The organism is Polynucleobacter sp. P1-05-14, assembly GCF_018881675.1.
In the GTDB taxonomy this organism is placed as follows: domain Bacteria; phylum Pseudomonadota; class Gammaproteobacteria; order Burkholderiales; family Burkholderiaceae; genus Polynucleobacter.
Window position 1 is genome coordinate 91,071 of record NZ_JACVPV010000005.1, and the last position, 20,333, is coordinate 111,403.

At 46.0% G+C, this 20,333-nt stretch carries 19 protein-coding genes and 1 tRNA gene; 15 read left to right on the plus strand and 5 right to left on the minus strand.

The genetic code is table 11. The features are described from left to right. Positions 1-12 precede the first annotated feature (12 nt). Positions 13-999, plus strand: a complete 987-nt coding sequence (locus ICN37_RS03650; protein ID WP_215320106.1) for a tripartite tricarboxylate transporter substrate-binding protein — start codon at positions 13-15, stop codon at positions 997-999. A gap of 75 nt (positions 1,000-1,074) precedes the next feature. On the opposite strand, the gene ICN37_RS03655 is transcribed toward ICN37_RS03650, so the two are convergent. The 3 genes from ICN37_RS03655 to ICN37_RS03665 are packed head-to-tail and all read right to left on the minus strand — an operon-like array spanning position 1,075 to position 8,025. After that, positions 1,075-2,028, minus strand: coding sequence for a transglutaminase family protein (locus tag ICN37_RS03655; RefSeq protein ID WP_255538455.1), 954 nt, complete (start codon positions 2,026-2,028; stop codon positions 1,075-1,077). Beyond that, entirely contained in the window at positions 2,006-4,618 is a 2,613-nt protein-coding gene (locus ICN37_RS03660) for a circularly permuted type 2 ATP-grasp protein (RefSeq protein ID WP_215320104.1), read from the minus strand. Before ICN37_RS03660 ends, ICN37_RS03655 begins: the two co-directional genes overlap by 23 nt. Before the next feature lie 11 nt (positions 4,619-4,629). Next, the gene (locus tag ICN37_RS03665; protein WP_216154943.1) at positions 4,630-8,025 is read right to left on the minus strand and encodes a DUF2126 domain-containing protein; all 3,396 of its coding nucleotides are present in this window, start codon (positions 8,023-8,025) and stop codon (positions 4,630-4,632) included. A gap of 173 nt (positions 8,026-8,198) precedes the next feature. On the opposite strand from ICN37_RS03665, the gene ICN37_RS03670 reads away from it, so the two are divergent. Genes ICN37_RS03670 through ICN37_RS03700 form a run of 7 tightly spaced genes read left to right on the plus strand, consistent with a single transcriptional unit; the run spans position 8,199 to position 12,860 of the window. Then, complete coding sequence (locus tag ICN37_RS03670; RefSeq protein ID WP_216154945.1) at positions 8,199-8,858, plus strand: glutathione S-transferase family protein; 660 nt, start codon at positions 8,199-8,201, stop codon at positions 8,856-8,858. 2 nt (positions 8,859-8,860) lie between these two features. After that, a complete protein-coding gene (locus tag ICN37_RS03675) occupies positions 8,861-9,298 on the plus strand; it encodes a cupin domain-containing protein (RefSeq protein ID WP_216154947.1) in 438 nt (145 codons plus the stop codon). Continuing rightward, a complete protein-coding gene (locus ICN37_RS03680) occupies positions 9,289-9,627 on the plus strand; it encodes a hypothetical protein (protein WP_215320096.1) in 339 nt (112 codons plus the stop codon). The genes ICN37_RS03675 and ICN37_RS03680 overlap by 10 nt, the downstream gene beginning before the upstream one ends. After that, positions 9,624-10,841, plus strand: a complete 1,218-nt coding sequence (locus ICN37_RS03685) for a polyhydroxyalkanoate depolymerase (protein WP_216154949.1) — start codon at positions 9,624-9,626, stop codon at positions 10,839-10,841. The genes ICN37_RS03680 and ICN37_RS03685 overlap by 4 nt, the downstream gene beginning before the upstream one ends. 12 nt (positions 10,842-10,853) lie before the next feature. Then, positions 10,854-11,069 (plus strand): hypothetical protein, encoded by a 216-nt coding sequence (locus ICN37_RS03690; protein WP_215320092.1) that lies wholly within the window; start codon positions 10,854-10,856, stop codon positions 11,067-11,069. A gap of 40 nt (positions 11,070-11,109) precedes the next feature. Continuing rightward, the gene (gene scpB, locus ICN37_RS03695; protein ID WP_215320090.1) at positions 11,110-11,898 is read left to right on the plus strand and encodes a methylmalonyl-CoA decarboxylase; all 789 of its coding nucleotides are present in this window, start codon (positions 11,110-11,112) and stop codon (positions 11,896-11,898) included. 59 nt (positions 11,899-11,957) lie between these two features. Beyond that, positions 11,958-12,860 carry a pseudouridine synthase gene (locus tag ICN37_RS03700; protein ID WP_216154951.1) on the plus strand — a complete coding sequence of 301 codons (903 nt, stop codon included), beginning with the start codon at positions 11,958-11,960 and terminating at the stop codon, positions 12,858-12,860. Here ICN37_RS03700 and ICN37_RS03705 read toward each other — a convergent pair. Next, positions 12,849-14,483, minus strand: a complete 1,635-nt coding sequence (locus tag ICN37_RS03705; protein ID WP_216154953.1) for an FMN-binding glutamate synthase family protein — start codon at positions 14,481-14,483, stop codon at positions 12,849-12,851. The genes ICN37_RS03700 and ICN37_RS03705 overlap by 12 nt on opposite strands. A gap of 168 nt (positions 14,484-14,651) precedes the next feature. Between ICN37_RS03705 and ICN37_RS03710 the strand changes: the two genes are divergently transcribed. From ICN37_RS03710 to ICN37_RS03740, 7 genes are all read left to right on the plus strand, one after another. Then, a complete protein-coding gene (locus tag ICN37_RS03710; protein ID WP_216154955.1) occupies positions 14,652-15,035 on the plus strand; it encodes a translational machinery protein in 384 nt (127 codons plus the stop codon). Between the two features lie 25 nt (positions 15,036-15,060). Beyond that, entirely contained in the window at positions 15,061-15,321 is a 261-nt protein-coding gene (locus ICN37_RS03715) for a hypothetical protein (RefSeq protein ID WP_216154957.1), read from the plus strand. Between the two features lie 89 nt (positions 15,322-15,410). Further along, complete coding sequence (dusA, locus tag ICN37_RS03720; RefSeq protein ID WP_216154959.1) at positions 15,411-16,493, plus strand: tRNA dihydrouridine(20/20a) synthase DusA; 1,083 nt, start codon at positions 15,411-15,413, stop codon at positions 16,491-16,493. Positions 16,494-16,560: 67 nt separating this feature from the next. Next, positions 16,561-16,636: transfer RNA gene (locus ICN37_RS03725), tRNA-His, on the plus strand. An 85-nt stretch (positions 16,637-16,721) separates the two neighbouring features. Further along, entirely contained in the window at positions 16,722-18,050 is a 1,329-nt protein-coding gene (locus tag ICN37_RS11630; RefSeq protein ID WP_216154961.1) for an ATP-dependent RecD-like DNA helicase, read from the plus strand. 55 nt (positions 18,051-18,105) lie between these two features. Further along, entirely contained in the window at positions 18,106-18,396 is a 291-nt protein-coding gene (locus ICN37_RS03735; RefSeq protein ID WP_216154963.1) for an AbrB/MazE/SpoVT family DNA-binding domain-containing protein, read from the plus strand. A gap of 5 nt (positions 18,397-18,401) precedes the next feature. Next, entirely contained in the window at positions 18,402-18,722 is a 321-nt protein-coding gene (locus ICN37_RS03740) for a type II toxin-antitoxin system PemK/MazF family toxin (RefSeq protein WP_216155060.1), read from the plus strand. 8 nt (positions 18,723-18,730) lie between these two features. Here ICN37_RS03740 and ICN37_RS03745 read toward each other — a convergent pair whose 3' ends face one another. Next, positions 18,731-20,317, minus strand: coding sequence for a gamma-glutamyltransferase family protein (locus tag ICN37_RS03745; protein ID WP_216154965.1), 1,587 nt, complete (start codon positions 20,315-20,317; stop codon positions 18,731-18,733). Positions 20,318-20,333 lie beyond the last annotated feature (16 nt).

Here is a 20,333-nt window from a genome sequence, read left to right on the forward strand (position 1 = left end):
ATTACCGTGAAAATGTCCCAATCAATTTTCCGCATTGCAGCGATTTCGCTGTGTGCATTAGGCGTCAGTATTTCTGCTGCAAAGGCGGCTGATTTCCCTGGCGATCGCCCTATTACTTTAGTGGTGCCATTCTCGGCTGGCGGTCCAACCGATAAAGTAGCTCGTGAGCTGGCTTTAGCAATGGGTAAGCAGCTCAAAGGCCAAGTCATTGTGGATAACAGTCCTGGTGCTGGTGGCACGATTGCGGCTAAACGTGTCATTAATTCTAAGAATGATGGTTACACATTACTGATTCACCATATTGGCATGTCTACAGCCCCAGCTTTGTATAAGAACTTGGGCTTTGATCCAATGACCGATTACGAATACGTTGGCCAGGTTGCCGATGTACCAATGATTTTGGTTGGCAATAAAGATTTGCCTCCTAAGAACTATCAAGAACTTCTACCTTATATGAAGGCAAACATAGGTAAGATTGCGTACGCTAATGCGGGCGTAGGTTCCGCTAGCCACTTGTGCGGCTTGCTCTTTATGAGCCGTATTCAGCTGGATTTGACGACTGTTCCATACAAAGGCACTGCGCCTGCCTTGACCGATTTGATCGGTGGTCAGGTGCAATTGATGTGTGATCAAACAACCAATCTTTCAGGTCAGTTGGCAACTAATGCGGTGAAGCCTTATGGTACAACCACCATGCAGCGCATTAAAGCCTTTGAAAAGATTCCCACTCTCAATGAGCAGGGCTTAAAAAACTTTGAAGTGAAAGTGTGGCATGGTGTTTATGCTCCTAAGGGCACACCAAAAGCAGAGATGGATAAGTTGGCCAAGGCACTGCAAGGGGCTATTCAGGATCCACTTTACAAACAACACATGGCGGAGTTGGGTGTTGAGATTCCATCTCAAGCAAGCGCTACTCCAGAAGGCTTGAAAAAGCATCTGAAGGCGCAGATTGATTTATGGACACCAATCATTAAGGCTGCAGGTATTTACGCAGACTAAGTCGAAAGTAATGCACGCTTCAAATAATAAAACCGCCTTCGGGCGGTTTTATTATTGGGGAGAAAGAAGGGTGCCTTAAGAGTTAATGGGCATCACCGTTACCGCTACCTCTAGCGTATGATCTGCTCCGCCATGGATCACCCCGCGAATAGGGGAGACATCTGAGTAATCTCTTCCTTGAGCCAAGTGAACATAATCTTCCCCAGGAGTTCCGTAGCCCCAGCGATTATTGGTTGGATCTAGATCACACCAAATGCCCTTACCTAAAATACTGCTTTCATCCATGCTAGGAACATAAACCGATACCCAAGCATGCGAAGCATCTCCGCCAATCAGTCTTGCTTGACCGGGTGCAGGATTGGTCAGAATATAGCCGCTCATATATTTTGCGGGGATGCCGATACTGCGGAGCGCTGAAATCAAAATATGTGCAAAGTCCTGACATACCCCCTCTCGCTTATTCAGCGCCTCTAGTGCTGGGGTGTTGATATCGGTACTTTTGCTAACGTAATGAAATTCACTATAGATGCGTTTCATCAAATCAATTGCAGCATCTAATATAGGTCTACCAGCTGTGAAGTTGGCCCTCGCAAATTCTGCGAATTCTGGTCTTAAAGTAATGAATGGAGATGTAAATAAAAATTCTGAGGCGGCATCCCATTGGGTATTGGAGTGATAGCGGAAGTATTCACGTACCAGCTCCCAGGGTGCAGTTTCCTGGGGCTTAGGGCCATATTCAGTAGCTGTAGTCTCGATCAGTGATTTGGCTGTAATGAGTAATTCGCTGTGCCTATTCTGCAAAGAAAAGAAGGTGCAAACATTTCCATGACTATCTCGATTTTCTTCGCTCCAAGAAGGCCTCGGGCTCACCTGAACATCGGACTTTAATACTCGTTGTGTTTCTAGATCTGCTGGTTTGAGGTGAGCAAAATGCTGCGCAATCTCTACATCAGGATCGTAAGAGTAATGGGTATCGTGGGTAATTTCTAGCAACATAAATGGCGCATTACATTTGGATACTGTATTCATTAGAGTGAATCAGATTGAAATAGCGTGCGCTAATTGCATCTGAAACATTCCAGGCGGATTGCGAGCAATTACTCAAACAATTTCTTAGGTTAGGGAGATTGCCAAACCCATCGGCAGTCGATAGGATATATAAGTCGTAATCTAGTAGATTAATGACGCTACGAGTTAACTCATCCGGGTTATTTCGCTCGGTGCCCGCAAGTTTAGAGAGTCTGGCGCGGAGCGCTTTGCTAACCCAGGCCAGGGAACGTGGGTTTTCATCATCCATCACCAGTAAGCTAATTAAAGGAGCTATCTCGCGACTTTGTTGATGCTGCGCATGAAAGGTGATCGTGCTATCAAATAAATTGAGTAGGGCGGTATAACCTGAGCTATCTGTATTTGGATTGTTAAGTAAGCCAGAAACGATAGCTGAGTCTAATGCGTTTGTTAGAAAGGCGAGCCTCTCGATATGCCTTCCAATTGAAAGTAGTTGCCAGCCGTCATCACGTGTCATACGGTCAGTTTGAGCGCCGGTTATCGCCGCCAAGCAGCTACTCGCGCCATTTAAAGCATCGATAGCGAGCGAAGCGGAAAAATCATTAAAGGTATTGGCTTTATGGCAATCAGACTGAAATTGCTCAATGCAATGATTGATAGTGCTCCATTGTTCCGGGGAGAGTCGCTCTCTCACATTAGAGGCAGTGCGTTTCATGGCGTTCAGGTTGTAGCCCACGCTGGTGACGCTGTCGCTGGCATTGAGAGAGTTAATTAAAGTACGCTCAAAAATTCGGTGACGCATATCACTCTGGTCAAAATTACTTGGTACACCTTCAGGCACAAGCCCGTAGTGGTGACATAGGTTTTCTAACCAAGACCATAATGACCGGGAAGGGGTGTATTCACTATTAATATTTTCAAGATAAAGCTTGGCTAAGCGCAGAATATTTTCACTGCGCTCGGTATAGCGCCCAAACCAATAGAGATTCTCAGCTGCGCGGCTGGTAACCAAGCGCTTGCGCATCACTTTTTCAGGGGCTTGAATCGGGTGCTGAGTTTGTTGTCCTTGCTCTTGGGAGGGCTGCGGGCTTTGAACCCATACATCCGCACTACTACCGCCCCGTTGCATCGAGGCAATACCTGAATCAGTGCTTGCGATACGGGCAAGTCCACCAGGTAATACTTGCCAGCCATTAGGACCATCACTCAAGGCAAAGACTCGCAACATATAAGAGTGGGGCTCAATCAAAGACGCATCATTGAGGTTAAAAGCATTTAACCAGGTTGGCATTTGTGCCAACGGGATGTAGGTTTGTACTGTGTGTTCATCTGGCTGGCGCGTAATGCGACCCACCCATTCATCTAATTGGGCCTGATTCAGATCGCAACCTAGGGCGGATTCATAATTTTGATGACCCGTGCCATTAGGGTAGGTTGGCTTAATAGCACTATGCCCTAAATTTGGAATAGCAGCCTCTAATGCAGCGCGTTCACCACACCACCAGGTATCCATTGCTGGAAGCTGAACTTTTTCATTGAGAAGTCGTTCGCTAATCGCCGGTAAGAATCCCAATAGGGCTGGAGATTCTAGGAAGGCGGAGCCAGGAGCATTTGCCAACACAACATTACCGGCACGTATAACTTGTAATAGACCAGGGACGCCTAGGGTGGAGTCAGAACGCAGTTCTAAGGGATCTAAAAACTCATCGTCCAAACGTTTGAGCAAAATATGAACAGGCTCTAAACCGCGTACTGTTTTCAAAAACAAATGTTGATCGCGTACTGTTAAGTCACCGCCCTCAACCAAAGTTAGGCCGAGATAACGAGCAAGATAGGCATGCTCAAAGTAGGTCTCGTTATAAGGTCCTGGAGTAAGAAGGGCAATATGGGCATTAGCACCTGCTGGACTTTCAAGCTTCAATGCATCGATTAAGTCCCTATAGGCATTGGCTAGCGGGGCAATCTGCATGAGCTCATATGCTTTGGGAAATTGCCTTGTAATCAGGTTGCGATTTTCCAAAAGATAGCCAAGACCAGAAGGTGCTTGGGTGCGTTGAGACAGTACTGACCATGATCCATCAGGCGCTCTGGCTAAATCAAAAGCCATGATGTGAAGATATTTTCTGTTTTTCAGCTCGACGCCATGCATGGAGCGCAAGTAACCAGGGTGTCCATGAATTAATGCCGGAGGAATCCATCCTTCCTTCAACAAATTTTGCGGCCCATACACATCCGCCATAATCGCTTCGAGCAAACGCGCTCGTTGTAAAACCCCCGACTGAATTTTTTGCCAAGAATCAAGGCTAATGAGGAGCGGAAATAAATCTACTGACCAAGGGCGCTGCGGACCAAACTCGTCGGCATAGACGTTATACGTAATGCCGTTATCCCGAATCTGCCTGTTAAGTTCTTGGGTGCGTTGATCAAGATCGCTTAACCCAGATGAGCCAAGAGATTCAAAAAAAGTTTGCCATTGGGGCAGTAGCGACCCTGATTCCCCTCGCAACTCATCAAAGTGCCCCTCTTTGGGTGCGGGTGATAGACGGTTGATATCCTCCACCAGCGAAGGGTTGCTCGCATATTTCAAGGAATGGGTCTGAGAGTTGTCCACAAACTATTGTCTCACCGACGCATATCCAGCGTAAATGGAAATTCCTTACTGGCCGGGAGGTCAATATTCGCCTGAACCCCTTCAACAGTTCCCGGGGTGTGGCCCATTCTAAAGAAGCGAGAAAGACGGCGACTCTCTGCCTCATAGGCATTGATGGGGAAGTTGTCGTAGTTTCGGCCACCAGGGTGGGCAACGTGATATTGGCAACCTCCCACAGAGCGTTTATTCCAGGTATCAATCACATCAAAAATCAATGGAACATGAATACCAATACTGGGGTGCAGACTAGACGGAGGATTCCAGGCCTTATAACGAACACCTGCTACATACTCTCCTGCAACTCCTGTTGGTTGGAGTGGCAAAGGCTCGCCATTGCAGGTGATGGTGTAGCGACTTTGGTTTAGGCCTGTAACACGCAATTCAATTCTCTCTAACGAGGAGTCAACATAGCGTGCAGTTCCGCCTGCTGAATTTTCTTCACCCATAACATGCCATGGTTCAAGCGCATTGCGCAAGGTAATTTCTGTGCCCATCGTTTGCACTTGTCCAATGAGTGGGAAGCGGAACTCAAGGTGAGGTGCAAACCACTCCGGCTTAAAGTCATAGCCATACTTTTGCATCTCTTGAATGACATCATCAAAGTCCATTTTGATAAATGTTGGTAAGAGACAGCGGTCATGGAGTTCAGTTCCCCAGCGCGTCATTGGCGCCTCATAAGGCTTATCCCAGAAGCGAGCTATCAAGGCGCGAATGAGTAATTGCTGAACAATGCTCATATGTGCATGTGGGGGCATTTCAAAAGCACGTAATTCTAATAAGCCTAAGCGACCCGTTTGACTATCTGGTGAATACATCTTGTCAATACAGAACTCGCTGCGGTGCGTATTGCCAGTGACGTCAATCAGGATATTGCGTAGTGTTCTGTCAACTAGCCATGGTGGCATGCTTTGGCCAAACTTCTTGCGATTCTCATGAATTTCCTTCAACGCGATTTCTAACTCGTAGATTTGGTCATTGCGCGCTTCATCTACTCGAGGCGCTTGACTGGTTGGTCCAATAAACATGCCACTAAAGAGATAGCTCAAGCTTGGATGGTTGTGCCAATACAAAATTAGGCTAGCCAAGAGCTCGGGTTTGCGTAAGAACGGGCTATCAATCGGTGTTGCACCACCCATTACAAAGTGATTGCCACCACCTGTGCCGGTATGGCGGCCATCTGCCATAAATTTCTCAGCAGAAAGGCGAGATTCAAAAGCAGCTTGATATAAGAATTCCGTATGCTCAACTAGCTCGCCCCAGTTATGAGCTGGATGAATATTGACTTCAATAACGCCTGGATCTGGTGTCACCTGTAACAACTTCAAGCGTGGGTCGCGTGGTGGGGTATATCCCTCCAGCACAATTTGAAACTGAAGTTCTTCCGCCGTAGTTTCTACCGCCTCCAATAAATTGAGATAGTCTTCAAGGCGTGCGAGTGGGGGCATAAAGACATACAGCACGCCTGATTTACCACCATGTTCATTCTCAGCCTTGGGTCCATTGGAGCGCATTGGATCGCGCGCTTCTACGCACATCGCCGTTCTGGTAACCCATGCAGCTGATTCTTGACGTTTTGGACGCCTTATTTCTTGTGACTGACTCCAAATCGTTTTTCCAGACGCTGTAAATTCTTTACGAGTTGGTTGTTGTTGGTGAACAATTGACGCTTGACTGTTTAATGGCGATCTAGGAGCAAATGGATCTTGCTCAATGAGATAAGGATAGTCTGCTTTGCTAACCCAGGGTAGGGACTCTAGGGGAAGTCGATAGCCCATTGGTGAATCGCCTGGTAACAGATAGAGGCGATCATCACGATATTCCCAAGGTCCCGTCTTCCAGGCGGTATCTAAGTAATTCTTTCCTTCATTCGCTTCAATAGGGAGGACGTAGCCCACCACGGAATCTAATTTCTGAGTGAAGACCCGCTTTAACCGAGTGCGCTCCATCTCATCATCTAGGTTTGATTTGAAGGGATCAACGTTGACTGGTAGCTTGGATTCTCGCCAGAGGTAATAAAAAACATCCTCATAGGCAGGTTCAATAAATTTGTCCGCCAAGCCTAATTTTTTGGAGAGTGTGTAGACAAATTTTTCAGCATCTTTGCTGGTGTAGTTTGTGGGGTGGCGTTCATCGGCGAAGAGTTTGGGATTTTTCCAAATAGGGTGCCCATCAGCCCTCCAGTAGATAGACAAAGCCCAACGAGGTAGTTGCTCTCCTGGATACCATTTGCCTTGACCAAAATGAAGGAAGCCACCATCGCCGTATTCCTTGCGAAGTTTTTCTACTAAATCGGTTGCGTAACCCCGCTTAGTTGGCCCTAATGCATCTACATTCCATTCACGTTCATCACGTCCATTAACGGATACAAAAGTAGGCTCACCACCCATGGTCAAGCGAACGTCGCCCGCAACCAATTGCTTATCAACTTGATGGCCTAGATCAACAATCGCTTGCCACTGTTCTTCGGTATACGGTTTGGTTACTCGGGGCGCTTCATAAATGCGAGTGACTTCCATGGAGTGAGCAAATTGCACTTCACATTCGTCAACACCACCTTCAATCGGTGCTGCGCCTGAGGGTTCAGGTGTGCAGGCAACAGGAATATGGCCTTCGCCAGCAAATAGGCCGGAAGTCGGGTCTAAGCCAATCCATCCCGCACCTGGCAAATACACCTCACACCAGGCGTGCAAGTCTGTGAAATCTACCTCTGTTCCACTTGGTCCATCTAGCGCTTTGACATCTGGTTTAAGCTGAATGAGATAGCCTGAAACAAAGCGCGATGCGAGTCCGCAAAGACGCAAGAGATTCACCATTAACCAAGCAGAATCTCGACAAGAACCACTGCGAAGTTTTAATGTCTCTTCTGGGGTCTGTACTCCAGGCTCCATGCGAATGGTGTAGCTAATATCCTTGTGAACTTTTTGATTGATCGCAACTAAAAAATCGATAGTGCGCATCTTGCTGCGATCAACCGTTTTAAAATATTTGTTGATGCCGTCATTGCGCTTTTTACCTAGGTAAGGGCGCAACTCTTTCTTAAGATCTTGGCTGTAGGTAAAGGGGTAGTCTTCTGCATCTGGTTCTAGAAAGAAATCAAATGGGTTGTATACGGCCATTTCCGTAACAAGATCGACCGTTACTTTAAAGTGCGTCGTAGGTTCAGGAAAAACCAAACGAGCTTGATAGTTTGAAAATGGATCCTGTTGCCAGTTAATGAAATGACCTTCAGGCTCAATTTTGAGAGAGTAAGAAAGAATATGGCTGCGGCAGTGAGGTGCCGGTCGCAAACGAATTACCTGTGGCCCCAGTTTGACTGGGCGGTCATATATGTATTCGGTGACGTGGTGTAGGGCGGCGTGTATAGACATGACTCAAAGTCTATAAGTTCACCACAAGGGTGCATTATTACGGCGCACAAGATGGGTGCGTAAAGGTGAGGTATGCCCAGATTTGGGTAGAACATGTCAAAAATAGGGCATTTGGCTACCAATCCTTATTTCAGGGGGAATAAGTTGTAGTTGTACCTCATTTGAAAGTTCTTATGCCTAAGCAAACTACCTTGACGATTAGTAGCAAAAATTATTCTTCATGGTCATTACGCGGTTGGCTGATGCTCAAGCTTTCTGGCTTACCTTTTCAGGAAGTGCAGGTTCATCCGGATGATGTGGATAACCGAGCAGAACTCTTGCTCTTGTCACCCTCCATTCTGGTTCCGCGATTAGATCATGATGGTTGCAGGGTTTGGGACACCATGGCTATTGGTGAGTATCTGAATGAATTAAATCCCAAAGCGCATCTGCTACCAAAAGATCCAGCAGCAAGAGCCCATTGCCGCTCCATCTGTGGCGAGATGCATTCCGGCTTCTCTGCCTTGCGCGCTTCTTTGCCTATGAATGTCAAAGCGAATTTTGAGTCATTTAAGGTGTGGTCAAAAGCACAAATCGATATTAATCGTGTCTTGGTCATATGGCAGGACTGCTTAACAACATACGGTGGGCCTTTCTTATTTGGCAAGGAACCCACTTTAGCTGACGCCATGTTTGCGCCAGTGGTCACAAGATTCTTGACGTATCACGTAGAGCTGGACAAGGCGAGCAGGGATTACTGCACGCACATCATGGCGATGCCTGAGATGAAGGAATGGGTGATGGGCGCCCTCGAAGAACCCGATGACATTGAAGAACTTGAAGTGGAGTTTTAAAAATGAACGCACCCGTAAAATTTAAAAGTGATACCGAGTTTTCTCATGTAAAACCTGCCGATACTCAGTTTTTACCAGGCGGCCTTAGGGATTTTTTTCTCTATAAAGATTTGGGTGTCGCTAAAGCAACCAAAGGTAAGGTTATTGCCCATCTTGTGAAGGCCAATAAACCCCCAGAGAATGGTACCGGCTGGCACTATCACGTAGCAGAGTTCCAAATTGTCGTTATGACTAAAGGTTGGGCCAAGTTTATGTATGAAGATAGGGTCACCTTGGTTGAGGCGGGCGATGTTGTTCATCAAATGCCGGGCATTACCCACTTCCTCTTCGACTATTCGCCAGATATGGAGTATCTCGAGATAGTGGGCCCTGCGGACTTTGAAACTATCCCGGTTTCTGTTGCTCCAGCCGAGGTCCCAGGGGTAACTCCATGGAAGTAGTCAAAAACAATGCGCTGGCATCAGACTTTGCGGTCTTGTTTCAGCGGATTATGACAATTGCTGAGGAGCTCGATGGTATGAGGAGTTACTACCGCGATCTTTATCAAAAGATAGAGGCTGGCGAAGTTGCTTCAGACGATCAAGAGTTGCCCGACCTTCTCAAAACTTTTAATGTTGCTGGTTTCGTGAATTTATCCATCGTTGCAGCACGTGCAGCACAAACCGCAGCCATTATTGCCAATGATGTTTCTTTGAGTAGGGTGTTTGACCCAGCACTCAAAACTACAGAACGAGCATTGCGTCATATAGAAAGCGGTGCCCATAGATGATGTACAAAGCTTATCAAACCTTTGCTAATTTGCATAACCCCGTTCGGATGTTTGCAAAAGCATCAGAGCGCGTCTCTACTAATTGGTTTGGAAACTTTTCCCTAAATCCTATGCAGAGATTAGCCGCACACTATGAGCAAATTTCTTTGCTTGGATTTACGCATACAAGACCTGATTTTAAAATTCAATCCATCATTGATTCGTTTGGGGTGGAGCAGCCTGTTACAGAGGAATTAATTTACTCAACGCATTTTTGTAACTTGATTCGATTTTCAAAGCCCAATATTTCTGGTCAACCTAAGATTCTCTTAGTTGCTCCAATGTCAGGACACTTTGCTACTTTGTTAGCGGGAACCATTAAGACGCTTCTAACTGATCATGAAGTTTATGTAACTGATTGGTTGAACATTCGTGACATTCCATTGAGTTGTGGCGACTTTGACTTTGATACTTATGTCGAGCACATCATTAACTTCTTGCAGGTGATCGGACCTCAAACCCACCTGATGGCGGTATGTCAGCCAACAGTAGCCTGCTTAGCAGCCACAGCCATCATGTCTGAAGACAAGAGTCCCTATGTCCCGGCAAGCTTGACCTTGATGGCTGGGCCGATTGATGTCAGTCAAAGCCCAACAAAGGTCAATGAATTAGCTACCAGCAAACCCATGTCTTGGTTTGAAGAAAAGCTCATCGGGGTTATTCCAAATCAATTCAATGGTACTGGGCGCAAAGTCTATCCTGGCTTCTTACAGCTCATGGCATTTATGAGTATGAATCCTGACCGTCATGCAGAGTCTTTCAGAAAGCTATATGAGTATCGCGTTAATGGTGATGATGCGAAGGCGGATGTCATTCATGATTTTTATGAAGAATATTTTGCAATCATGGATTTATCGGGCCCTTTCTATTTAGAAACCATTAAAAAAGTATTTATGGATCGCGATCTAGCTAATGGAACTTTGACATACCAAGGTAGGTTAGTGAATCCAAAGCTGATTAAGAAGACATTTCTACTCACCGTTGAAGGTGAGCGAGATGATATCTGCGGCATTGGACAAACTTTAGCAGCGCAAGATCTCTGTTCTGGCCTACCTGGATACAGGAAGTCACATCACTTACAAGCGGGTGTCGGCCATTACGGGGTATTTAATGGTAAGCGCTGGGAAAGCCAGATTTATCCAGTAGTTCGCAACCACATTCAGTCAGCACTTTAACCGGGAGGAAATATGGTCGTCTATATCACTCGAAACATCATTGCCAGAATGCGTCGTAATGACGGTACGGATAATGGCTGCAGACCTCTAAATCCTGGAAAATATGAGGCTAACAAGACCAATGATGGTGCGCTGGAAATTCTTCAGGATGCTGGGGAGCCGGTCTATCTTTTACCCTTTATCTGGTGGGAGAAGATGGAGCTAGGTGATATTTTGATTGCGGCTTAATACGCAGACAACCAAAAATAATAAATAAAGAGACAGCGCATTGAACTATCAATACATCAAAACCGAACAGGCAGATTTAATTGCCACAATTCGCTTTAATCATTATGAAAAGCGTAATGCATTAAGTGAGTGCTTAATCGAAGAAATGCATCACGCCTTGGAAGAGTTCGGTAAACAGGATGTGCGCGTATTGGTTTTGCGTGCCGATAAGAAAAATAAAGTTTGGTCTGCAGGTCATGATGTGATGGAATTACCTAGATCAGAGCGGGATCCCTTGCCCGCTGATGACCCTGTTATGGTTTTGCTTCAATCTATCAGGGCGTTTAGAGCGCCAGTGATAGCCATGGTAGATGGTTCGGTATGGGGCGCTTCGACTGATTTAATTATGAGTTGCGATATTGCCATTGGTGATCACGACTCGACCTTTGCGATTACACCGGCCAAGTTGGGACTCCCTTATACCGCGAGCGGAATTTTGCATTTCATGTCACGCATGCCCTTGAACGTTGTTAAAGAGATGTTCCTGACTGCCGATCCTATAGGCGCTGATCGTGCCTTGCAGATTGGCATCCTGAATCATCTCTACGTCTCTGGTGAATTAGAGTTAAAAACTTACCAAATGGCTCGAACTATTGCTTCGCGTTCACCTCAGGCTAACTCTGTGCTCAAAGCCCAGGCACAAATGCTCTCTGATGCCGCAGTCATGAATCCCGCCGTTTTTGAACACTTGCAATCCTTGCGTAAGAATGTGTATATGGGAAGTGACTACCGAGAGGGGATTACCGCCTTCCTAGAAAAGCGCGACCCAGTATTTGGTCAGGCCAAATAAAGCGACGCCAATTACGCTCTGGCAAAAGCATAAAATAGAGCTCCAAACTATGGGGTACTATGAGCACACAAGTTAATTCAGAAGGAGTCTCAGCATCGCGGGTGTATTTGCCTGCAAATCAAACCCATCTGAATTTGCTGGCCTTTTTCATAGCGCAATTTCCCCATATACAAGCTACTGAGTGGGAGCTTCGTTTTAATGAGGGCCTTATTCTAAATATGGAAGGACAGCCTCTTAATGTGGCTGATCCATATCAACCGAATACTCATCTGATGTACTTCAGGAGACTGACTCGCGAGCCAGAGATTCCATTTGAAGAGCAGATTCTCTATCAAGATGAGCATATTCTGGTTGCAGATAAACCGCATTTCTTGCCAGTAACGCCAAGCGGACTTTACCTGCATCAAACCTTATTAAATCGACTCAAGAAAAAAATAGGCATACAAACGCTCAGTCCCATTCATCGAATTGATCGTGATACAGCGGGGCTAGTTATCTTTTCAGTTAATCCAAATGAGCGAGCTCAATACCAAAATTTATTCAGGGATAGAGCGGTCAAAAAAGTCTATGAAGCGATAGCACCATACTCTGAAGAATTAGAAAAAAAACTTCCACTGACTTATCAAAGCCGCATTCAAGAATCGGAACATTTTCTGCAAATGCAAGAAGTTGAGGGTGAGCCAAACACAGATACCTTGATTGAAATCATAGAGGCAAATAAGCCATGGGCTAAATATCGACTCACCCCTGGTAGTGGAAAAAAGCATCAACTACGTTGCCATCTCAATGCCCTCAATATCCCCATGAAGCATGATCAGATCTATCCCATTCTTACGCCTTATCAAGAATATGACTTGGATTTTTCAAGGTCACTACAGTTACTGGCATATGGGATTGAATTCCTAGACCCAATAACTGGGGAGTTAAGATCATTTAAAAGCCTTCAACAATTAAATTTTTAATGCAGCAAAGCTTTCGGCTTGGGAGCGATTCCAATACAGCTCAAATACTCTTGGCAAATTCAGGCTCGGATCTATATGTTCTGCCTTTAGTAACAGTCCAGCGGGCATTTCAGGGAGTAAGAAGGATAAAAGACGTACTTCATGCTTATTAATGCGTCGGATGATGTGAGGGGCATCAATTTCACCGGGGTGATGTAATCCAGCAGCCTCTACCAGCTCTTTTAAGGTCTTCAGGGTTTCATTGTGGAAGTTGTACACGCGCTCAGCTTTATTCGGCACTACCAATGCTTTCTGGCGCAATGGATTCTGTGTAGTGACGCCAGTAGGGCAGTTGCCCGTATTGCAAACCTGCGCCTGAATACAGCCAATGGAGAACATAAAGCCACGCGCACTATTACACCAATCGGCACCTAAAGCAAAAGCTACAGCCATATCAAAGGCGCTAATGATCTTTCCGGCACAACCAATTTTGATTTGATTTCTTAGGTTTACACCCACAAGGGTGTTATGAACCAGGCGCAGGCCTTCTTGTAGTGGTGTGCCCACGTGATTAGTAAATTCCACTGGCGATGCACCTGTCCCGCCTTCAGAGCCATCCACTACGATGAAGTCCGGATGAATGCCAGTCTCTAGCATGGCTTTGACAATGCCAAACCATTCCCATGGATGGCCAACGCAGAACTTAAAGCCAACCGGCTTACCGCCAGATAGATCACGCAACTTCTTCACAAAATGAATCAGCTCAAGCGGTGTCGAGAAAGCGCTATGCGAAGCAGGGGAGATGCAGGCTTCCCCTTCCTTGACGCCACGTGCTGCAGCTATTTCAGCCGTCACCTTAGAGCCCGGCAAGATGCCGCCATGACCAGGCTTGGCGCCTTGGCTCAATTTAATCTCGATCATCTTGACCTGAGGATCTAAAGCATTCTCCTCATATTTTTTCTCATTAAAACTACCGTCGGTATTGCGGCAGCCAAAGTAACCAGAGCCAATTTCCCAAATGAGATCGCCACCATGTATGCGGTGGTATTGAGAGATCGAGCCTTCGCCAGTGTCATGAGCAAAGCCACCCTTTTTGGCACCAAGATTTAAAGCCAAAATAGCGTTAGCACTAAGGGACCCAAAGCTCATGGCTGAGATATTAAAGATGCTGGCTGAATATTTTTGTTTGCAATCTTTGTCGCCAATCTCGACTCGGAAATCATGGCTGGGCAGGCGGGTAGGGGCTAATGATTGATTAATCCATTGGTAGCCAGGGGCCATGACATCCAGAGTGGTGCCAAAAGGAATTTGATCCGGTACAGCTTTAGCGCGTGAATAGACTAATGTGCGCTGTTCTTTTGAAAAAGGGGTTTCATCATTGTCGCCCTCGATAAAGTACTGGCGAATTTCTGGGCGGATAAATTCAAGCATGAAACGCAAATGTCCGATAACGGGGTAGTTGCGAAGAATGGCTATTTTGGTTTGCGTGATGTCATACATGCCTACAAATGACAAAAAGCCAAATAGTAGGAAGAAATTCCAAGCCTGTGTATGCAGCTGTAAAGAGGTAAAACTGGCAATAGCCCCCAGGATGCATAGAGAAAATGGAATATATCGTATGGGTAGGTATTTATTGGGGGACATGGCCGTAACGAGCTTAAATGTGGATGGTCTGAGTATACGAATTTAATACTAATACAAACAATTTGACATAAATCAAACCTAATAGCGCTTCCACAGTGATTTTTCAGTAATCCTTAAGCATTGCTGGAGTATTCTGAAGGGGTAGTTAATACTAATCATAGGAAGAATATGTCATTAAATCACGCAGTAATTTGGATCGACCATAAAGAAGCTCACGTAATGTTCTTGAGCGAAGAGGCTAGCGAGGCCGAAGTGATTCGCAGTAAAAGTACCCACACTCATCTGCATCACAATGCCAATGAAGTCGGTAGCGGTAAAGTCTCTTTAGATTCAAAATATTTACATTCAGTTATCAATGCCGTGAATGAGTCCAAAGAAATCTTGATTCTTGGGCCTGGATCTGCAAAATTAGAGCTCATCAAACACGCACACAAACATGATGCCAATATTGCAGAAAAGATTGTTGGCGTAGAAACGGTTGATCATCCTGCTGATAAAGAAATTCTTGCCTATGCACGCAAGTTTTTCTATAAAGTGGATCAAATGCTATAAATAAAGACTTCATAGGACGACACAAATGACTAAACAATTAAACAAAGAAGCTTTAGGGCAAGATGGCCTCCCAGGCCATGATTATTTTCTGGATGCGGTAAATCATATCGATCAAGCAGTAGCAAACAATACGATTGCCGCGGGCGCTGCTAAAGGTTTAGTTTTTAGCCTTGTAGAAACCTTGGGCGCTATGGTTGGTGACCCCGATCTACCGAATCATCTGAAGTCCGGTTACATGGGTGCCTTGGATCTTGCGGTTGAGTTAGAGGCGAAGCTATCTAAATAAGCTGGCTATCAAGTGCGTCTTCAGTAAGGGCAGCTTCGGTTGCCCTTATGCATTTAAAATGGCGGTCAATCGCCATTTAATCGAAGTTCATGACCAATACTCCAAAGAAACGCTTAGCAGTTGCCCCTATGATGGAGTGGACGGACCGCCATTGCCGTTCGTTTCATCGCACGCTCACTAAAGAGGCTGTTCTTTATACAGAGATGGTCACTTCTGGTACGCTCATGCATGGGGATGTGCCACGTCATTTAGATTATTCACAAGAGCAACATCCTATTGTTTTGCAATTAGGCGGCTCAGAGCCCGGCGACTTAGCAAGGTCTGCCGAACTAGCTCAACAGTGGGGTTACGATGAAATCGATCTCAATTGCGGTTGCCCCTCAGAGCGCGTGCAACGTGGTGCCTTTGGCGCCTGCTTAATGGCTGAGCCTAATTTAGTTGCAGACTGTGTGCGCTCTATGAGGGGGGCGGTTGATATTCCGATCTCCGTAAAGCATCGTCTGGGCTTGGACTCGATGGATGCCGCAAATTCTGAAGCTGATTACCAATTTGCGCTGAACTTTATTCTTGCTGTTGCCGATGCTGGTGCCAGTCAGGTAACCATTCATGCACGTAATGCAGTGCTTAAAGGTTTATCACCAAAAGAGAATCGCAGCAAACCACCGTTGCGTTATGAAGTAGCTGCAAAGCTCAGAGTAGATGCGCAGAAGCAATTTCCGAATCTCAAAGTATTGCTTAATGGTGGTTTGGAAACTAATGAACAAATTGCTGGCCACTGGGATGACTTTGATGGTTTCATGGTGGGAAGGGCTGCATATCATTTTCCTGCGTTGCTCTTAGGTTGGGATGACATGATCAACACGGATGGCGATGCTGCTGGATATCTTTTTAGTGAAACCGAGTGGCACCGCATTCAGATTGCCTTGGTTAAACAAGTGCAAGCTTGGTTTGATGAATGCCAAGCCAAAGGCAAGCCTTTTTATATTGGGGCTTTTACAAGACATATCCTCGGCTTGGCTCATGGCCGGGCGGGATCACGGTATTGGCGTCAACGTCTCTCAGATCATCACGCCTTGGCCAAAGTTCAGAGCAAGGCCGCCATCTTGGATTTCTTTATCGATGCGAGCTTATGTCTTGGGGATTGGGCGGCCTTTGAGTTCGAAAGCGCCTAATAGCGGGCCTTAAAAGGGTGTTTTTGACAGTATTTTGAGCAAAAAGCTATAATCTAGGTCTTCAGTGGCGGACGTAGCTCAGTTGGTAGAGTCCCAGATTGTGATTCTGGTTGTCGCGGGTTCGAGCCCCGTCGTTCGCCCCACAGTATTAAAGTAAAAAAGCTCCTCAACGGGAGCTTTTTTACTTTCCGCCGCCCATGTGCAGCCCATGCCGTGAAACAATAGGGAATGACTAATCCTGTTGTAGATTCCTCCGAAATTGAAATTACCCCCGATTACCAAGCGGTAATTGAGGCTATTGAGCGTCACGATCCTTACATCTTCGTTAGCGGTAAAGCGGGCACTGGAAAAACGACCCTCATCGGCTACTTACGAGAAACCATTCCCGGTAACGTTGTAGTAGTTGCACCAACAGGGGTTGCCGCGCTCCAGGTTAAAGGAGTGACCATTCATTCCTTTTTTAGGTTGCCTCCACGACTCATTTTTCCAGAAGAAGATATTAAGCCCCTGCGCGACAAGCGTCTTTATAAAGATATCCGCTTACTCATCATTGATGAGATCTCGATGGTGCGTGCGGATGTCGTGGACGCAATGGATTTGTTTCTGCGCGAGAACGGTCCGCAAAAAGGCAAGCCCTTTGGTGGCATTCAGGTAATATTTGTGGGGGATTTATTCCAGCTGCCACCAGTAGTCTCTAGTTCTGATATGCAATTCCTAGCAGAGCGTGGTTACGAAGGACCTTATTTCTTTTGTGCCATGGCCTTACATCGCAAAGACGTCACTATGGTTGAGCTCTCTAAGATCTTCCGTCAAAAGGATGAGCACTTCGCAGGCTTATTAAATCGCATTCGGATTAATCATGACATTGATGAGGCTCTTGATACTCTGAATGCCCAGTGCTATCGCAAAGATGCCGAGATAGATGAGCAGACCATCACTCTGACCACTACGAATGCACGAGCAGATCAAATAAATGGAGCAGGCTTGCGGGCAATTTCCGTTGAGGGCAAAGTCTACTCAGGTTCGTCGACTGGAAAATTTAATATTGATGAGCGTAACCTACCGTCACCTAATAATTTAGTACTTAAGGTTGGCGCCAAAGTGATGTTCACTGCAACGGATCCTGGATTTCCTAAGCGCTGGGTCAACGGTACGATCGGTGTAGTGCGTGAGTTACTGCCAGATAAGGTGAAGGTGATGGTGCAAAACGGGCCTTACGCAAATACGGTAGAGGTAACAGGCCATCAGTGGGAGTCTTATCGTTACGATCACGACATGATGTCAGGAAAGATATCTCCCAGCATCATCGGCACTTATGTTCAGATACCGCTCATGCTGGCTTGGGCTGTAACGATTCATAAGAGCCAGGGCAAAACGCTTGATAAAGTGAAAGTTGACCTCTCATCAGGAGCGTTTGCCTCGGGACAAGTCTATGTTGCCCTAAGCCGTTGTAAAACGATTGAAGGCATTTCTTTACAGAGGCCGATTGAGCCCAGAGATGTCAGTTGCGATCAGGAGATCAAGCGCTTCTATCTAAATTGCTTGCCGTCCAAGTAGGGATATATTCCCTTATTTGACGTCTGCCGAGTAATGTAAAAACATTGTTATTACTATGAATAAGAGCCATAAATCTAATGCTAAAACTAGAGCACCACTACAGGTAGCTATTCGAACTATTGGCAACTCTAAAGGCGTGGTTATCCCAAAGATTATTCTTGATCAATCTGGATTAAAGGAGATTGTTGAGATGTCGGTCGACGGAGAAAAAATTATTCTAAGTAAGCCCAAAAATACTGTGAGAGAGCATTGGGCTCAAGATGCCCAAAGCCTTGCTAAGGTTGGCGAGGATAATTTGGTGCTTGGAGATTTTGCAAACGAAGATAATGGAGATTGGGCTTGGTAAAGAGCATTGTTTCTCGTGGAGAAATTTGGCTTATCAATTCAGATCCTACGATCGGAAGTGAAATTAAAAAAACACTTCCTTGTATTGTGGTATCACCTCAAGATTTAAATGATCATTTGCGTACCATCATTGTTGCGCCTATGACTAGCAAGGGTAGACCTGCGGGCTTTCGGGTACCCATTACGCACGATGGCAAGAAGGGGCTGATTCTTTTGGATGAAATCAGAGCTGTTGATAAAGCGCGCTTGGTCAAGAAAGTGGGCAAGAGCAATCCAAAAACCCTATCTGCCAGTCTTGGTGTGCTACAAGAAGCTTTTGCTATATAGCTTCTTTATTAGAAGCCAGCCGCCAATCCATCTCTACGGTGATCACTGCCAGCAATAAAAGCAGAGTCGGCATCTTCTAAGAGTTTGGCAATTGCTTGCGCACTGCCAAAGTCCAAGCTGTTTGCTGGTTGTACAGCAACCTCATGTCCTAGCGCTTTCAATCCATCAACCACGCTCTGGGGCATTGCCGCTTCCACAGTGAGCTTGCCTACATCATCAATACGCCAACGTGGCGCATCAGAACAGGCTTGTGGATTAAGGTATTCATCTACAAAGCGCATCACGAATTGAATATGACCCTGCGGCTGCATATTGCCGCCCATCACACCAAATGCCATAGTAGGTTTGCCATCCTTAGTGAGGAAGGCGGGAAGAATGGTGTGGAAAGGGCGCTTACCTGGAGCAACTTGATTGGGGTGCCCATCTTCTAATCGGAAGCTCATGCCACGATTATGAAAAGCAATGCCACCTGGGGCGACTACTCCAGAGCCAAAGCCTTTGAAGTTGGATTGAATATAAGAAATCATCATGCCGGATTCATCGGCGGCACATAAGTAAACAGTACCGCCTGAGTGTGGGTCTCCAGGTCCATAGCTCCCAGCCATGTTGTGATCAATCATGGCTGCACGATTAGCTAAGTAATCTCTATTTAAAAGAGAGCTCACCGGCATTTGCATAGAGCGTGCATCTGAAACGTAGGCATAAACATCAGCAAACGCCATCCGCATTGCTTCAATTTGTAAATGAATCCGTTGCGCTGAGTTGGCGGGGTACTGCTTCACATTAGCTGCCTGCAAAATACCTAGGGCAATTTGAGCGGCGATACCAGATCCATTTGGCGGAATTTCATGAAGAGTGTAATCACCATAATCGAAAGCTAAAGGCTCGACCCACTCCGGCTGGTTATCGGCGAAGTCTTGCATAGTGAAGCAACCACCAGTAGCTTGCGCAAAATCCACCATACTCTGTGCAAGGGGGCCTTTATAAAAAGAGTCGCCTTCTGTAGCGGCAATTTCTTTGAGAGTTTTGGCTTGTGCGGAGTATTTCCAGATTTGTCCCGCTTGAGGTGCTTTACCATCAATTAAAAATGATTCTACAAAACCAGGTTGGTTTTTAAGGATTGGAATAGCTTCACGCCATTGACGGGCGATGACAGGTGAAACTGGAAAACCATTTTCCGCATAATCGATCGCGCGTTTAAACAATTGCGCAAAGGGCAGCTTGCCAAACTTTCTGGAGAGTTCGATCCAGCCAGCAACCATGCCTGGGACAGTAACTGTATTCCAACCAATTAAATCCATAGCCTCTTTGCCGGAAAAATACTCCGGCTTCCACGCTGCAGGGGCTCGGCCAGAAGCATTTAAGCCATGTAATTTCTTACCATCCCAAAGGATTGCAAAGCCATCTCCGCCTATGCCATTCATCGTAGGTTCAACAACTGTGAGCGTGATTGCAGTTGCAAGTGCCGCATCCACTGCGTTGCCGCCACTTTGTAGAGCTTCAATGCCAGCTTGAGTAGCCAGTGGTTGAGAGCTCGCAACGGTGTTTTTAGCTAAAACAGGGGCGCGACTACCAAAAGGAGGGGATATCAACATAAGGACTTATCTATTT

What these genes read in the sequence shown, in the direction of transcription:
- ICN37_RS03650 (WP_215320106.1), top strand. Translation starts at nt 13, where the DNA reads ATGTCCCAATCAATTTTCCGCATTGCAGCGATTTCGCTGTGTGCATTA.
- ICN37_RS03655 (WP_255538455.1), bottom strand. Translation starts at nt 2,028, where the DNA reads ATGAATACAGTATCCAAATGTAATGCGCCATTTATGTTGCTAGAAATT.
- ICN37_RS03665 (WP_216154943.1), bottom strand. Translation starts at nt 8,025, where the DNA reads ATGTCTATACACGCCGCCCTACACCACGTCACCGAATACATATATGAC.
- ICN37_RS03670 (WP_216154945.1), top strand. Translation starts at nt 8,199, where the DNA reads ATGCCTAAGCAAACTACCTTGACGATTAGTAGCAAAAATTATTCTTCA.
- ICN37_RS03675 (WP_216154947.1), top strand. Translation starts at nt 8,861, where the DNA reads ATGAACGCACCCGTAAAATTTAAAAGTGATACCGAGTTTTCTCATGTA.
- ICN37_RS03680 (WP_215320096.1), top strand. Translation starts at nt 9,289, where the DNA reads ATGGAAGTAGTCAAAAACAATGCGCTGGCATCAGACTTTGCGGTCTTG.
- ICN37_RS03685 (WP_216154949.1), top strand. Translation starts at nt 9,624, where the DNA reads ATGATGTACAAAGCTTATCAAACCTTTGCTAATTTGCATAACCCCGTT.
- ICN37_RS03690 (WP_215320092.1), top strand. Translation starts at nt 10,854, where the DNA reads ATGGTCGTCTATATCACTCGAAACATCATTGCCAGAATGCGTCGTAAT.
- ICN37_RS03700 (WP_216154951.1), top strand. Translation starts at nt 11,958, where the DNA reads ATGAGCACACAAGTTAATTCAGAAGGAGTCTCAGCATCGCGGGTGTAT.
- ICN37_RS03705 (WP_216154953.1), bottom strand. Translation starts at nt 14,483, where the DNA reads ATGTCCCCCAATAAATACCTACCCATACGATATATTCCATTTTCTCTA.
- ICN37_RS03710 (WP_216154955.1), top strand. Translation starts at nt 14,652, where the DNA reads ATGTCATTAAATCACGCAGTAATTTGGATCGACCATAAAGAAGCTCAC.
- ICN37_RS03715 (WP_216154957.1), top strand. Translation starts at nt 15,061, where the DNA reads ATGACTAAACAATTAAACAAAGAAGCTTTAGGGCAAGATGGCCTCCCA.
- dusA (WP_216154959.1), top strand. Translation starts at nt 15,411, where the DNA reads ATGACCAATACTCCAAAGAAACGCTTAGCAGTTGCCCCTATGATGGAG.
- ICN37_RS11630 (WP_216154961.1), top strand. Translation starts at nt 16,722, where the DNA reads ATGACTAATCCTGTTGTAGATTCCTCCGAAATTGAAATTACCCCCGAT.
- ICN37_RS03735 (WP_216154963.1), top strand. Translation starts at nt 18,106, where the DNA reads ATGAATAAGAGCCATAAATCTAATGCTAAAACTAGAGCACCACTACAG.
- ICN37_RS03745 (WP_216154965.1), bottom strand. Translation starts at nt 20,317, where the DNA reads ATGTTGATATCCCCTCCTTTTGGTAGTCGCGCCCCTGTTTTAGCTAAA.